9 protein-coding genes and 1 pseudogene are annotated in these 14,657 nt (G+C 40.5%); 5 read left to right on the forward strand and 5 right to left on the reverse strand.

Annotation, left to right across the window (positions count from 1 at the left end; all coding sequences use genetic code 11):
- Positions 1-5 precede the first annotated feature (5 nt).
- A complete protein-coding gene (locus tag FTU13_RS12725) occupies positions 6-1,334 on the reverse strand; it encodes an alpha/beta fold hydrolase (RefSeq protein ID WP_180128424.1) in 1,329 nt (442 codons plus the stop codon).
- 303 nt (positions 1,335-1,637) lie between these two features.
- Here FTU13_RS12725 and FTU13_RS12730 point away from each other — a divergent pair, with 303 nt between their 5' ends.
- The 4 genes from FTU13_RS12730 to FTU13_RS12745 all read left to right on the forward strand — a co-directional run bounded on the left by FTU13_RS12730 (position 1,638) and on the right by FTU13_RS12745 (position 7,726).
- Positions 1,638-2,903 (forward strand): glutamate-5-semialdehyde dehydrogenase, encoded by a 1,266-nt coding sequence (locus FTU13_RS12730; RefSeq protein ID WP_111884042.1) that lies wholly within the window; start codon positions 1,638-1,640, stop codon positions 2,901-2,903.
- Between the two features lie 469 nt (positions 2,904-3,372).
- The gene (locus tag FTU13_RS12735; RefSeq protein ID WP_111884043.1) at positions 3,373-4,590 is read left to right on the forward strand and encodes an acetate/propionate family kinase; all 1,218 of its coding nucleotides are present in this window, start codon (positions 3,373-3,375) and stop codon (positions 4,588-4,590) included.
- Between the two features lie 59 nt (positions 4,591-4,649).
- Positions 4,650-6,791 carry a phosphate acetyltransferase gene (gene pta, locus FTU13_RS12740; RefSeq protein WP_180128422.1) on the forward strand — a complete coding sequence of 714 codons (2,142 nt, stop codon included), beginning with the start codon at positions 4,650-4,652 and terminating at the stop codon, positions 6,789-6,791.
- 260 nt (positions 6,792-7,051) lie between these two features.
- Positions 7,052-7,726: a phosphatase PAP2 family protein gene (locus tag FTU13_RS12745; protein ID WP_180128420.1), complete on the forward strand. Its 675-nt coding sequence runs from the start codon at positions 7,052-7,054 to the stop codon at positions 7,724-7,726.
- A gap of 147 nt (positions 7,727-7,873) precedes the next feature.
- On the opposite strand, the gene FTU13_RS12750 is transcribed toward FTU13_RS12745, so the two are convergent.
- From FTU13_RS12750 to FTU13_RS12760, 3 genes and pseudogenes are all read right to left on the reverse strand, one after another.
- Positions 7,874-9,499 carry an alkaline phosphatase gene (locus FTU13_RS12750; protein ID WP_180128418.1) on the reverse strand — a complete coding sequence of 542 codons (1,626 nt, stop codon included), beginning with the start codon at positions 9,497-9,499 and terminating at the stop codon, positions 7,874-7,876.
- Between the two features lie 49 nt (positions 9,500-9,548).
- On the reverse strand, positions 9,549-10,769 hold the full coding sequence (locus FTU13_RS12755; RefSeq protein ID WP_180034916.1) for an OprD family outer membrane porin: 1,221 nt from the start codon (positions 10,767-10,769) through the stop codon (positions 9,549-9,551).
- 233 nt (positions 10,770-11,002) lie between these two features.
- Positions 11,003-11,487, reverse strand: a pseudogene (locus FTU13_RS12760) (GNAT family N-acetyltransferase).
- A 656-nt stretch (positions 11,488-12,143) separates the two neighbouring features.
- On the opposite strand from FTU13_RS12760, the gene FTU13_RS12765 reads away from it, so the two are divergent.
- Positions 12,144-13,670 (forward strand): fumarate hydratase, encoded by a 1,527-nt coding sequence (locus tag FTU13_RS12765; protein ID WP_078189659.1) that lies wholly within the window; start codon positions 12,144-12,146, stop codon positions 13,668-13,670.
- Positions 13,671-13,800: 130 nt separating this feature from the next.
- Here FTU13_RS12765 and FTU13_RS12770 read toward each other — a convergent pair whose 3' ends face one another.
- Positions 13,801-14,514 carry a DUF2846 domain-containing protein gene (locus tag FTU13_RS12770; protein ID WP_180026011.1) on the reverse strand — a complete coding sequence of 238 codons (714 nt, stop codon included), beginning with the start codon at positions 14,512-14,514 and terminating at the stop codon, positions 13,801-13,803.
- Positions 14,515-14,657: the final 143 nt, after the last annotated feature.

Here is a 14,657-nt window from a genome sequence, read left to right on the forward strand (position 1 = left end):
ATGTTTTAACTTACAGCTTCTAATATCAACACATCTTCTTTTTGGCGTTGTACAAAACGCAATAAACGCTCTGCCAACTCAAAACTACCATGCTTAAACAAAGCGCGAACCTGCGTATCTACAACGTCAAAGATGAGACATTCAATTTTAAACTCACCTTCTTCATCTTCTAGATGTAATGCCAAATCCCGAGGATATGCGTGCATGGAGTCCAACATTTCAGCCTGTACATTCAACAACACCCCAAAATAATTTAAATCTATAATTTGAGTGTCAACCACGAGGTCTGAATGGCGATGAGATAAATGCGTGAATGGCTGTTGTACACTTACACGCGCTTCGCCACGGCGTTCAATATTTTGCATTTGCTCTCGGCTCATTGGAATGATCCCATCCAACTGCTGAATAGACTCACCGCGTAGATAAGTTGCAAACAAATTCATGGTTTCCTTACGACGTTGCAACTGCGGTAAATGATCCGCATTGGCAATCATGGCAAATTGCATATTCGGACATTGCAAGGCAAAGCCCGCATTTTCATGTGGCAAAGTAAAACTGTCGTACTGCCCGCATGACACCAATACATCACACTGTGGAATCGGCACGTCTTGCAAACGCAGCAAACGATTACAGTTAATGTCATAACGCTCTTGTTCGGTATTGGTGAATTCAGCCATTTGTCTAAAGAACAAACGCTTCGCTGTCGGTGACATCCGCGTCACATCAAGTTTGGCATGATTGACCAAATATAAAATCACCGCTTGGCCAAATTCATCCATGCGCTGTTCTTTCATCAAGTGCAAGGATTCTTCAAGCAACATGCGCCAGCTCTTGCGCGTTTTTTGCATTACGCCCATCAATATCATGCGGTCAATCAATTCAGGACGTTGATCCGCCAGTCCTGCAGCCACCACTGAACCTAGTGACATCCCCATCACGGATACTTTTTCTAGCCCGACGATATCCAACCAAACGCCTAACATCTGTGCCAGATCACCCAACTCTAAAGTCCCTGCCGACACCGAAGTATCGACATTGGTAATTTGCTGATTTGAGCCCATAGAGGGTAAATCAATTAAAATAATAGGTCCTGCCGCAAATAGTTGTTCGACACAATATTTGTAGGAATTAAAGTTTTGAAATGCACCACCAATAATAACAATCGGGGTGCGATGAATGGTTTCAGGTTGTGCAATGGCCATATATTCGACCTTCCAGCCATCAATCCATGTCGTTCTGGCAGGCTGTTTAAAGCTTTGCTTGTCATATAGATCGAAAAAACTGTAATGCGTACTTTCCTGTACGGTGGGATCCATTTGGATAATGGAATTCATATTCCTTTCCTCCATTCCTGCCTTATTTTTATTGTCAGGAATTCATTTAGAGACTCTGCTCGACTTAGCGTCCTGCTCTTTAATCGTTATTTGTACGACTTCAATGTCGCTATTGTTTCATTCTATACAGAGGTTCATTTTACAAGCAACTGATATCCCCGCCGCTTATCTACTTTTGTTCTAAAAACAATTTCAAAATGTTAATTCTGGTCAGCAAGTACAGTCGAATATGCACTTAAGTGCTTCATTGTTCAGTCACAGGCTGTTAATATCGAGTTGAAATTTCTAAGTGATCAAACCGCTATGCAAGAGTCTATTGAACAATACATGCAAACGGTAGGACAGCAAGCACGCACAGCATCACGTGTGCTCGCAGGGGCTTCTACCCAGACTAAAAATAATGCTTTATCAGCAATTTATACTGCTTTACAAAACAGTGAAACTGCAATTTTGGCAGCTAACCAAGTGGATATGACCAAAGCGCATAACAACAACTTGGATAGTGCTCTACTTGATCGCTTAGAACTTACCCCCACACGCTTTAAAGGCATGCTTCAAGGTCTAAAAGATGTAATCGCACTGACTGACCCGATTGGCGAAATCACCGATATGGCCTTTCGTCCGACAGGTATTCAGCTGGGCAAAATGCGCGTACCGCTAGGTGTTGTTGGCATGATTTACGAATCTCGCCCAAATGTCACCCTTGAAGCCGCATCTTTAGCGCTTAAATCAGGTAACGCGATTATTTTACGTGGTGGTTCTGAAGCTTTGGAATCTAACCAAGCAATTGCGGCAGCGATTCAACATGGCTTAACTGCCGCAGGTGTACCTGAGCATGCCGTTCAAGTGATAAATACCCCAGACCGTGCTGCGGTTGGCCAATTAATTACTATGCCTGAATATGTCGATGTGATCGTACCTCGTGGTGGCAAAAGCTTAATTGAACGTATTACCAATGAAGCACGTGTGCCTGTTATCAAACATCTTGATGGTAACTGCCATGTTTTTGTGGAAGCTCAGGCTGATTTGCAAAAAGCATTACCTATTGCGCTTAATGCCAAAACACACCGTTATGGCGTATGTAATGCCATGGAAACCTTGCTTGTCGATGAAAATGTCGCTGAAGAGTTTTTACCACGCATTGCTGAACTCTATGCTGAGAAAAAAGTTGAACTGCGTGGCTGTGCTGAAACGCAGCGCATTTTGGGTGAGTCGATTGTTCCTGCAACTGAGGAAGATTGGTACACCGAATACTTGGGCCCGATTTTGGCAGTGAAAGTCGTTACAGGCTTAGATGAAGCAATTGAGCACATCAATAAATATGGCTCACACCATACCGACTCAATCATTACCGAAAACTTCAGTTTGGCTCGTCAGTTTTTGGCGCGTGTAGATTCAAGTTCAGTGATGATTAATGCCTCAACGCGCTTTGCAGATGGGTTTGAATATGGTCTTGGTGCTGAGATTGGTATTTCAACCGATAAAATCCATGCACGTGGTCCAGTCGGTCTTGAAGGTCTGACTTCTCAAAAATGGATTGTGTTTGGTGATGGTCAAATTCGCCAATAACACCCAATAAGACAACGAAAGCTGTGCTTTTCTGATTAAAGGCACAGCTTGACCCAGGGTTCACATATTGAAATATAAGCCTGCAAACACACAGGATATAGAATCGAAAATAGATATTTTGACAATTAAATGCTTCATAAAAATAAGAGAAGTTCAAATTACCTGCTTTTTTGCAACAATTTAAGGATTACAGCGCAGCAACCGCATGTTATGTTCTATGTATATCCCTTAAATCGTATAAATTTTGAGGACTATTTTATTAATAAATGAAAACTATGAACTGATAAATTTTAATTATTATTGTGCTCAGGGTCGATAGTGCTTAAGTCTAATCTCCTAAAGTCTATCTAGGACGATAAAAAAACCCATGATAAAACATCATCACAGATCTAAATTGCATCAATCAATACAACTGCAATCAGATCAATATTATGGATAAGTATTTCAATTAGAATTCGGGTATTTAAACGTGTCTACATCAGTATTAGTAATTAACTGCGGATCTTCTTCTATCAAATATGCGTTAGTTTCTGAGCGCCGTGAAGATCGTATTTTTGGTCTAGCCGAGAACCTAGGTTCTGCTGATGCACGTATTAAAGGAGTCACTACAGGTGGTGATGCGCTTGAGCTGTCTATTCCACATGCTGACCATGAAAAAGCCCTCGAAACTATTTTAGAGCGTTTGGCTCACCATAATCCTCAAGCGATTGGTCACCGTGTTGTTCACGGCGGTACATTAACCAAAGCTGAGCTATTAACACCAGAAATTATTGAACGTATTCGTGAAGCTACACCGCTTGCTCCATTGCATAACCCGGCTCACTTGGTAGGGATCGAAGCAACCATGCGCTTGTTCCCTGAACTTCCGCAAGTAGCCGTATTTGATACAGCATTCCACCAAACCATGCCGTCTCATGCATACCGTTATGCATTACCAAAATTCTTGTACACACAACATAACGTACGTCGTTATGGATTCCATGGTACTAGCCATGCCTACGTATCTGAGCGTGGCTCAATGTTGGCAGGCAGCTTTAAACAAGGTGGCTGGTTAACTGCTCACTTAGGCAATGGTAGCTCGACTTGTGCGATTTGGAATGGTCAATCTGTAGATACGTCAATGGGTCTGACTCCACTTGAAGGTGTGGTCATGGGCACACGTAGTGGTGATGTTGACCCAAGTATTCACAGCTTCCTTGCGAGCAACTTAGGTTGGGATATCTACAAAATCGACAAGATGCTGAACAGCCAATCAGGCCTACTCGGTTTGTCTGATCTTTCAAATGACATGCGTACGTTGATCGAAGCATCGGAACAAGGCAACGAAGATGCAGCACTTGCCATTGAAGTATTCTGCTACCGTTTAGCAAAATCTTTGGCAGGTCTCAGCTGTGGTCTACCACGTATTGACGGTTTATTCTTTACCGGTGGTATTGGTGAAAATTCTGCCTACATTCGTGAAAAAACAGTTTCATACTTACCGCACTTTGGTTTCAACCTTAGTAAAGAATTAAATGACAACTTAAAACGCGGTACTGAAGGTCGTATTGACCACGGTACTGGCCCACAAATTTGGGTTGTTCCAACCGATGAAGAAGGCCGTATTGCCAAAGAAACTGAGCATGTTGTAGACGAGGTGACAGCGTCTGCTACAAAAAAGTCTGATGCTGAAGCTGCGATTGCATAAGCAATCGCATCAGCCCCTTCGCCTTCAATATTAATTTTTAGCTTTAATTTAGACACCGTATGAAAACAATTTTACTCGTGCCAACTGGGGAAGGTGTAGGTTTAACATCTGCATGCTTAGGTTTAATTTATGCTTTGGAATGCCAAGGGGTCAAAGCAGGTTTTCTGAAACCATTTTCACAGGAAAATGTCGCAGATACCGTAGACCGTACAACGGCTCTTTATCGTCATTTATTTAATAATGAAACGGTAGAACCCATTCATCATGCCACCATCGTGAAACAACTGAGTCATGATGAAAGTGATGAATTGCTCGAAGAAGCAGTTCGTTTGCACCGTGAAATTGCAAAAAAGCATGATCTGATTATTGTTGAAGGCTTGGTTCCAAACAGCCGAGATAACTTTGCCTCAGAACTCAACGCAACTTTAGCAAAAGCACTCGATGCTAAAGTGATTATTGTCAGCACAGCAGATATTCAAAATGCCACGAAAACTGCTGAGAAAATTGACAGTTCTCTACGCCAATTCGGTGGTGCAGCATCTGAACGTACTGCGGGCGTTTTGTTTATGCGCACACGTGGTTTGCCAGAAGAATCTGCGCAAATTCCTGTCACGCTTGATCCAAATCTGCGTTTAATCAGTGATACCAATAAATTTGTACTCGAATTACAACAAAGTAATCCGCAAATTGGTTCTACACAGCTACCTGTCATTGGCCTCGTTCCATTTAGTAATACGCTCAGCGTACCGCGCATGTCTGACTTGGCGACACATATTCAAGCGGAATGGATTAACCAAGGCGATGCTGCTCATCGACGCGTACTACATAGCAGCTTAGTTGCCTCTAATATTGAACATGAACTTCACAAATTTGTGGCAGGTGAACTGATTATCAGCGCCTCTGACCGTATTGATGTGTTGTTGGCTTCTAGCCTTGCAAGTAGCAATGGTATTCCACTTGCCGGTTTGGTTTTGACTGAACACCATCAACCGAACCCACAAGTTTTGGATTTCTGCCAAACTGCGATTAAGCAAGGCTTACCGATTTTACATACGCCTTTAAGCACTTTTGAAACGGCACAACAACTTTCAAATTTAGGCAATGAAATTCCTGTCGATGACGTAGAACGTGCAGAACAAGTGACCCGCTTTGTTTCAAGCCACATCAATGCTGAGTGGATTACTGAAGTATTGAATGGTTCGTATCAACCCCGTTTGTCCCCTTCTGCATTCCGTCATGAATTGGTACAAAAATCGATTGCTGCGAAAAAACGAATTGTTCTACCTGAAGGTGATGAACCACGCACCATTCAGGCGGCTGCCATTTGTCAATCACGTGGCATTGCACACTGTATTTTATTGGCAAAACCTGAAGCCGTGATTGAAGTTGCAAAAGCACGTAACATTGAATTGCCACATGATTTAGAAATTATTGATCCAGATCTGATTCGTGAAAACTATGTGCCTAAAATGGTTGAGCTGCGTAAAGGTAAACTCAATGATCTACAAGCACGTGAACAGCTACAAGATACTGTGGTTTTAGGTACCATGATGCTTGCACTCGATCAGGTGGATGGCTTAGTCTCAGGCGCAGTACATACTACGGCGAATACTGTACGTCCTGCATTCCAATTGATTAAGACTGCACCTGATTATTCATTGGTTTCTTCTGTGTTCTTTATGCTGTTGCCTGATGAAGTCTATGTATATGGTGACTGTGCCATTAATCCAGATCCAAATGCAGAACAGCTTGCAGAGATTGCGATTCAATCTGCAGATTCAGCGAAAGCTTTTGGTATTGACCCACGTATCGCAATGATTTCGTATTCAACAGGTACTTCTGGTACAGGTGCAGATGTCGAAAAAGTGGCTGAAGCAACACGTATTGCCAAAGAACGCCGCCCAGACTTACTTATTGATGGCCCGCTTCAATACGATGCTGCTTCGGTGGAAAGTGTGGGACGCTCTAAAGCACCTGACTCCAAAGTGGCTGGTCGTGCCAATGTGTTTATTTTCCCGGACTTAAATACAGGTAATACAACCTATAAAGCAGTTCAACGTTCTGCAAATGTAGTCAGTGTTGGCCCTATGCTGCAAGGTTTAAACAAGCCTGTAAATGACTTGTCTCGTGGCGCTTTGGTCGATGACATCGTGTTTACCATTGCATTAACGGCAATTCAATCTGAACAGCAAGAAGCTTAATTTTAGTTTTGAGTTCTTAACCACCCTTTCGAAAGACTGGGTGGTTTTTTTATTCATTCCGGTTTTCCCGCATTTCAATCTTATTTATATTGCGATAATTTTCATCTTATTAATTCTTGTCATCTTAGAGTCAATATTATTGCTTATGGTATGAGCGCTTTTTTAATTATTCAAAACTTAGCTATATCATGACAAACTTAAAATTTTATACTCCATGTGCCATCTCTACATTAATATGGGTTTGCTTAAGCGCACACTCCATGGCCGCAGATTCATATCTAACACCTGACTTAGCTCCAAATAGTCTTGAAATATTATCTACTCCTCCACAAGCCTATAGTGGAGATTTTATTCGTGATCAAAGTATTTTTAAACAATCTCAATATTTGAAAAATACGGCTCGCTGGCAGCAAGCACAAATTGATGCTGATGTTTCAAATGCACACTTAGGGCGACCTTTTTCACATGCATTTGGCGTAGAAATTAATGAGAAAAATACACCTATTTTATTTGAAATTTTAAGAAAGATTAAACTTGATAGTAGATACTCTACTCAAACTGCAAAAAAGAAATATAGCCGTGAACGTCCATATGGCTATTTTAATGTCAGCACCTGTACGCCTGATGAGGAAAATAAAAAGAACCAATTTGTTTCATATCCATCTGGCCACACCACAATTGGTTGGACTTATGCATTGGTTCTGGCGCAGCTTCGCCCAGAACGCCAAAATGAAATTTTCAAACGTGGCATTGAATTTGGTCAAAGCCGAGTCGTGTGCAATATGCATTGGCAAAGTGATGTCGATGCTGGCCGTATTATGGGTGCAGCACAATTTTCACGCTTGCAGGCAGATCCACAGTTCCAAGCCGATATGATCAAAGCCAAAACTGAAATTAACCATCTTATTTCTGCCACACATACAAAATCTGATTAAAAAAATCAGCATCTTGTCCCATTGCATAGATAGTAGATCACATGCATGGGCAGTGGTTTTTAATAGATGTGCATGTCCAATATAAAAATAAAGCGCTTAGAACCATCTAAGCGCTTTATTTAATTTAGCAGGAGTAGTAATCCCTTTTTATTTTGATTTAATCTGCTTCAGTTCTGGCTTGCCATAAGCCACTTCAAAACTGGCGACGGTCGTCATTTTTCCACCTGGTTTTTCAACAAAGTCTAGAACCTTTAAGTCTGTACGCATATAGTCTTTAAAAAAGTCTAAAGTCTGATAACCGCGTTGATCATTGATAAATTTGATGTGTGGATTTAACTTCAGCACATCTTCCTGCCCTGGACGGATTGGTTGACCATTGCCGGTAGAGGTTATCGATGTAGTTAAAAATTCGGTCGCAATCGATGGACTCTTAAAATCATTCAAATCACTTGGAATATTCGCTGCAAAATATTGATGCAAATCTCCTGATAAAATTACCGTATTACCATGAGGTGCATTTTTTTTGATAGATTCAATCAAGCGCTCGCGTGCGTATGGATAGCCATTCCACGTATCTTTCCCAAAATAAGCTTTGCCTGATTTGTTATAACGTACCCAAGGCATAACCTGAATTTGCTGTGCCAAGACATTCCAACGCTTATCATGGCGCATTTGCTTCGCCAACCATTGCTCTTGTGCTTTACCAAGAACCTGCTCATTTCGGCTATTCTCAGTACGGCAGTAATCTACTTTATCAAACCCATCTTCTAACTGAGCTTTGGTGCATAAAATTGGAGAACGGTATTGGCGTGTATCTAAAATATTCATCCGTAGCATTTTGCCATAATCTAAAGTACGGTAAGCAAGGATATCTGGACCATTCGGCTTCTGTTTTAAGCGTACAGGCATATATTCGTACCACGCTTGAAACGCTGCTGCGCGGCGCAGTAAAAATATGTCTTTCTTCTCGCCTTTTTCTTCAATATCTGCAGCCCAGTTGTTATCCACTTCATGATCATCAAAGGTCATTGCAAAAGGTGCAGAGGCATGTGCAGCTTGTAAATCAGGATCCGCACGGTACTGCGCATAACGAATACGATATTGCAGTAAAGTTTGAATTTCAGGACCAATATGTTGACGTGCAGGAATTGAAACTCTTAGATCTCCAATTGCACGTCCCCCGCCTTTACCCTCTGGTCCTTCATAAATATAGTCACCATAGTGGAAAACTAAATCTATCTCTTTTTCTTTGCTCAAGTAGTCATAAGCCGTGTAATAACCTGTTTCATAATGCTGACAGCCCACTACAGCGACTCGAACTCGTTCTGGCATTTGATGTGCTGCTGGCGCCGATTTTGCTGTACCTACAGAACTTTCATAACCGGCCAATCTAAATCGATAATAATAGCGTGTCATCGGTGCTAAACCACTTATCTCTACATGTACTGTGTGATGTAAGTCAGGATGTGCCTGCGCCTTCCCAGTTTGCACAATTTTCTTAAATTCAATATCTGTAGCAATATCCCAATCTACTTCAACTGCTTCTTTCGGCATCCCACCATCCACTGAAAGTGGATATGGTGCAACTCGGGTCCAAATCACAAAACCATCTGGCCAAGGTTCACCTGAGGCAACACCTAATTGAAATGGGCTAATCGGAAATTTGGCATTTGCCCACGTGCTTACTGGACTCAGTCCAGAAAATAACGCTAAAGACCCGACTCCCATCAAACCCTTTAAGAATTGACGACGATTCGAATTAATATGATTCATTTTTATTTCTCTATAAACTTATTAATAAATTAATCTGATCAGTTTTGGATTAGAAAATTGGCATGGTATAGGTCAAGTAGATACGGCTTTGTTCCTGCTTGGTTCCTGTACTTTTTTTGAATTTTCCGTATTGAGCGGTAAAACCTAAATTTTTGAATTTGCCTTCCGGCACTTTATAACGCAAGGTATAGTCAATTTCGGACTCAGTTGCACAACCACATTTACCAAAGTCACGTCCTTGTACTTTCAGGAACGATACATTTAAGCCTTTTAAGTATTGATTATTGAAGTCATATCGATAGCCATACCATGTGGACTTTTCGCCTGCATTAGTAAAGTTCTGCAACAAACGATTTGTTGGCAAATAAATGAACGTACCATCCGCACCATTATCTAAACTGCCCTGATTCATATGCAGAAAATCGCCATCATCACCAATTTTTTGCGCGCCAAATTGCAGCTGATGATTTTTAAATTTGTATTTGAAGTCTACACTGGCTGTCTGATTATCTACTTTGGCACCATAGCCTTTTTCACCACGCTCATTAGCTCCAGTCGCTTGAGTATCAAATAAACGTAAGTCCGTATTAAAACTCTGGTTTTCACTGAATGGAAATTTGTGTTTCACGCCGATAAATTGCTGTACATAAAAATCATCCAGCTCACCGGCATAGTACTGTAGCGTTAAATTTTTATTGGGCTTCCAGTCCGCACCGCCAAACATAAACCCATCACTGGTTTCTGTTGCGCCTTTAATAGAAAGCTTTGACGCATCTCGTGATGCACGTGGAATTGCTTTAGTGACGTAACCACCCGTTAAAGTCAATCCCTTTACATCTTTAGAAGTGACTTGACCACCTAAATAGGCAGATTCGAGCAAGCGAGCAAAGCTTCGACTTAAAATGGGTAAATTAGGGCGTAACTCCCCGACTTTTACATCAGTTTTCTGATAGCGCGCTTTTAAAGTGGGATATGCACGTGTCCAATAATTTGTTGGACTACCATCACCCTCTAAAGGAAACATCAACGAATTTTTGGCTTTATCTTTACTGCCGTCTAAACGTATACCTGCTGCCGCAGTAGCATCTAAACCAAAACCGACTTGACCTTCGGTAAAGCCAGATTGATAACTCAATTCAATACCTTGTCCCCAAACTGTCGAATCTTTATCGTTAGGCTCTTGATCTTGATCAAAATAATAATTTTTAAAATCTATTTCTGCTTTACTATCTTTAATAAATTCTGCTTGTGCTGCCTGCATTGTCAGCATGGGGGTGAAAACCATACAGCAGATGAGTGCTTTGTAATTCAACGTCTAACCTCTTTGGTCCTTGAGAAATACTGCAATAACCTAAAGACTCTGTATGACAATACACTTGCAATCCCATGACAATTACATGAAAAATAAAACAAAAGTTAAATATAAATATTTGATAATATAAAAATTAAAGTTTTTTTTGTTTTTAAGCACTTAAATACGAAAAAAGTTGACCATTAAAAGGACTACAAGCACTCCATTTTTTGACTACTAAGCTCTAAGCCTGATTTTAAAGAAGATTGCTCAAGAACTTTTATAAAACCTTGTTTAGAATAAAATTGAGTAGCTCGTAAATTACTTAATTCAACACGAAGTACAATTTTTGTATAACCTTGGTTTGCTGCATATTTTTTAGACTAGATATTAAAAGATCAGCAACACTCTTTCCTCGATAATTCTCATACAACCACATTGCAACTACATTAAATTCATGCTGTTTATCAATAATACCTCCAGCCATGCCGACTGCTCTTATTCCGTCAAATGCCAATAGAAACTGACATGGTGTTTTTTGCGCAGCTCTATCACGCCATTCAGACTCACTATGAGTTTTGGTTTTTTCATAAGTTGCTGTAAATGCATCGGGACTGTCTTGTAATGCTTCTAGCCGTAAATTTTTCAGTATCTCCCAATCTGATTCAATAGTTGGACGAATAGTAACAGTACCCATTTTTTATTTTATCTGTCATCTATTTGCTTAAAATCATAACGTTTAGAATTGAAGTCTTGTAAAAAATTTGAAAGCAACAAAGATCATCGATGATTATCACACACACTGACGCAAAGACTAAAAATTAGCTATTACTCATGATTAGATTTGAAGATTTGAAGATTTGAAGATTTGAAGATTTGAAGATTTGAAGAAGAATATTATTTTTTATAAAATTTAAAGCAAAAAAAAGAAGATAAAGCTTTAGGCTTGATCTTCTTGTTGACCGTAGAACCAAGTTGCTGCGATAAACAGAGAAAAACCAATAACTGACAACACTGGAGTAACCATATATTTCACACTCTAACTTTGATGACGTCATTATGTAAAAGTTTTATGACAGTTATATGACAAATATGAAATATTCAAAAATAATAAATATCTTTTATTTTCAACAATTTAAAAATAAAAACATATCTCCCTCTCTAGTTTTGTGACAAATATTTCATGAAATATGACAGTGAAAACGTCATTTTCAGGCCATTTATGACAGCGAGACATGGCACTGTTAAACCCTATTAAACTTTCGGCCAAAGATTAAGCGAAATACCCACACAACTGTGTTTTTGTCTTATAATTTAGCCCGCTAGCTATCAGCCCGCTCAAGAGATATTTGTATGACAACTATTATCAAGCAAGATGACTTGATCACATCGGTAAAAGATGCGCTTCAGTTCATTTCTTACTATCACCCACAGGACTTCATCCAAGCGATGAGCCGTGCGTATGACCGTGAAGAAAACAAAGCCGCAAAAGACGCGATTGCACAAATTTTAATTAACTCTCGTATGTGTGCAGAAGGCCATCGTCCTATCTGTCAAGATACGGGTATTGTGAACGTATTTCTTGAAGTGGGCTTAGACGTTAAATTCGATTTAACCATGAGCCTAGACGATGCAATCAACGAAGGTGTACGTCAAGGTTATCTTGAAAACTCAAACATTCTTCGTGCATCAGTATTAGCTGATCCTGCTTTTGGTCGTAAAAATACCAAAGACAACACCCCTGCTGTAATTCACTACAAACTCGTTCCGGGTAATAAAGTTGATATTACTGTTGCTGCTAAAGGTGGTGGTTCAGAAAACAAATCTAAGCTTGCAATGCTTAACCCTTCTGACTCTATCGTAGATTGGGTACTTAAAACTGTTCCAACAATGGGTGCAGGTTGGTGTCCTCCTGGTATGCTCGGTATCGGTATTGGTGGTACTGCTGAAAAAGCCATGATGCTTGCAAAAGAAGCATTGATGGAAGAAATCAACATGGACGAATTACTTCGTCGTGGCCCACAAAACCAAATCGAAGAACTTCGTATCGAAATCTTCGAAAAAGTAAATGCTTTAGGTATTGGTGCTCAAGGTCTTGGCGGTTTAACCACTGTTCTTGATATCAAAATCAAAGACTACCCATGTCACGCTGCGGGTAAACCAGTAGGTATGATTCCAAACTGTGCTGCAACTCGTCATGCGCATTTCCAATTAGACGGTTCAGGTGTAGCGCATATTCAAGCGCCTAGCCTTGAAGACTACCCTGCAGTGACTTGGGATTCATCAACGTCTAAACGTGTTGACTTAGATAACATCACTCAAGAAGAAATGAACTCTTGGCAACCAGGTGACACACTACTTCTTAACGGTACAATCTATACAGGTCGTGACGCTGCGCACAAACGTATGGTTGACATGTTAAACAAAGGTGAAGAACTTCCAGTTGACCTAAAAGGTAAATTTATTTACTACGTTGGCCCTGTTGATCCAGTCGGAGACGAAGTCGTTGGTCCTGCTGGCCCAACAACTGCAACACGTATGGATAAGTTCACACGTCAAGTGCTTGAAGCAACTGGCATGTTCGGTATGATTGGTAAAGCGGATCGTGGCCCTGCTGCTGTTGAAGCAATCAAAGACAACAAAGCAACTTACCTAATGGCTGTTGGTGGTGCTGCTTACTTAGTATCAAAAGCGATTCGTGAAGCTGAAGTGGTTGCTTTCGCTGACTTAGGTATGGAAGCGATCTACAAATTTGTTGTAAAAGACATGCCAGTATCTGTAGCTGTTGACGTAAATGGTACTTCTGTACACGCGACTGCACCAAAAATCTGGCAAGCAAAAATTGGTAAAATCCCAGTAGTTGATGCTGCTGCGAACTAATTTCGCCACATTCAAGATCTAAAAAAAGCACCCCATCGGGTGCTTTTTTTAATGTCAATATTTAGGCTGTTTGTCCAATGACATTCGCTATTTAATATTTTCACACACTCAAAAACACGAGCTAATTACATTACCAAGTTAATGGATTCCACAGTTTAAAAGGCTTGGTCAACTGCACATCTTCCGCAGGATCATAATGAGGTGCTTTCAACTTCTGCGCACTTTTCCGCACTTTTCCAGTGTTTTGATCTTCTGCCACAAAGTTAAAACTGTTGGATTTCAACTCTGTAAATGCGATTTCATTTCGACCAATTTTTTCAGGCATGAGCAGCAATGGCCCTGAAACCGTTCTTTTACTGGATAAATTCTCTTCATCATATTTAATGAAGTAAGTTTGACCTGCTTCAACATCAAAGTCTAAATATTTAGGTTTTTGAAAATGATTCACCCCCAAAGGGCGACTGGACGATAAGCGGTAATTCCCTGCCGGTAACTCCACCCAGTAATAATGATTATTCAATAAACTTGGAATACGCTCACTGTTCAGAAATAAGCTGCTGGCCACAATTTCTTGACGATTCCATTTACTGTCTGGACGATATAAATACACAATCGCTGCTTGATCATGTTGAGCTTTCACTTCTTGAAAATGTCGACCTTGTTTCTGATTGACCCAACCACCAATGGTAAACATACCCAATCGATATTGCTCAATATGACCCGGTTTACTTTCAGGATCCACGGGCTTTAATGTTGAAGCCAATGACGTTTGCTCAATGGCTGATTTTCCATGACAACCCAGCAGCGCTACACTGCTTAAAAGTAGAATTGCAACTCCACGCATGATTATCCCTCACTGCGTCTTTTTTTATTTTTACACTTTTGTTTTCAGTTTTTTACATTCAGGCATCCACGCCATCCTGCTGAGATTAACATTCTGCCTTTATTTTTGGAAATAAAAAACGTGTGCAAATCTTGGATTTACAC

The organism is Acinetobacter sp. YH12064 (assembly GCF_013419735.1).
Taxonomy (GTDB): domain Bacteria; phylum Pseudomonadota; class Gammaproteobacteria; order Pseudomonadales; family Moraxellaceae; genus Acinetobacter; species Acinetobacter amyesii.

What these genes read in the sequence shown, in the direction of transcription:
- FTU13_RS12755 (WP_180034916.1), bottom strand. Translation starts at nt 10,769, where the DNA reads ATGCTGACAATGCAGGCAGCACAAGCAGAATTTATTAAAGATAGTAAA.
- FTU13_RS12765 (WP_078189659.1), top strand. Translation starts at nt 12,144, where the DNA reads ATGACAACTATTATCAAGCAAGATGACTTGATCACATCGGTAAAAGAT.
- FTU13_RS12745 (WP_180128420.1), top strand. Translation starts at nt 7,052, where the DNA reads ATGGCCGCAGATTCATATCTAACACCTGACTTAGCTCCAAATAGTCTT.
- FTU13_RS12750 (WP_180128418.1), bottom strand. Translation starts at nt 9,499, where the DNA reads ATGAATCATATTAATTCGAATCGTCGTCAATTCTTAAAGGGTTTGATG.
- FTU13_RS12770 (WP_180026011.1), bottom strand. Translation starts at nt 14,514, where the DNA reads ATGCGTGGAGTTGCAATTCTACTTTTAAGCAGTGTAGCGCTGCTGGGT.
- FTU13_RS12730 (WP_111884042.1), top strand. Translation starts at nt 1,638, where the DNA reads ATGCAAGAGTCTATTGAACAATACATGCAAACGGTAGGACAGCAAGCA.
- FTU13_RS12725 (WP_180128424.1), bottom strand. Translation starts at nt 1,334, where the DNA reads ATGAATTCCATTATCCAAATGGATCCCACCGTACAGGAAAGTACGCAT.
- pta (WP_180128422.1), top strand. Translation starts at nt 4,650, where the DNA reads ATGAAAACAATTTTACTCGTGCCAACTGGGGAAGGTGTAGGTTTAACA.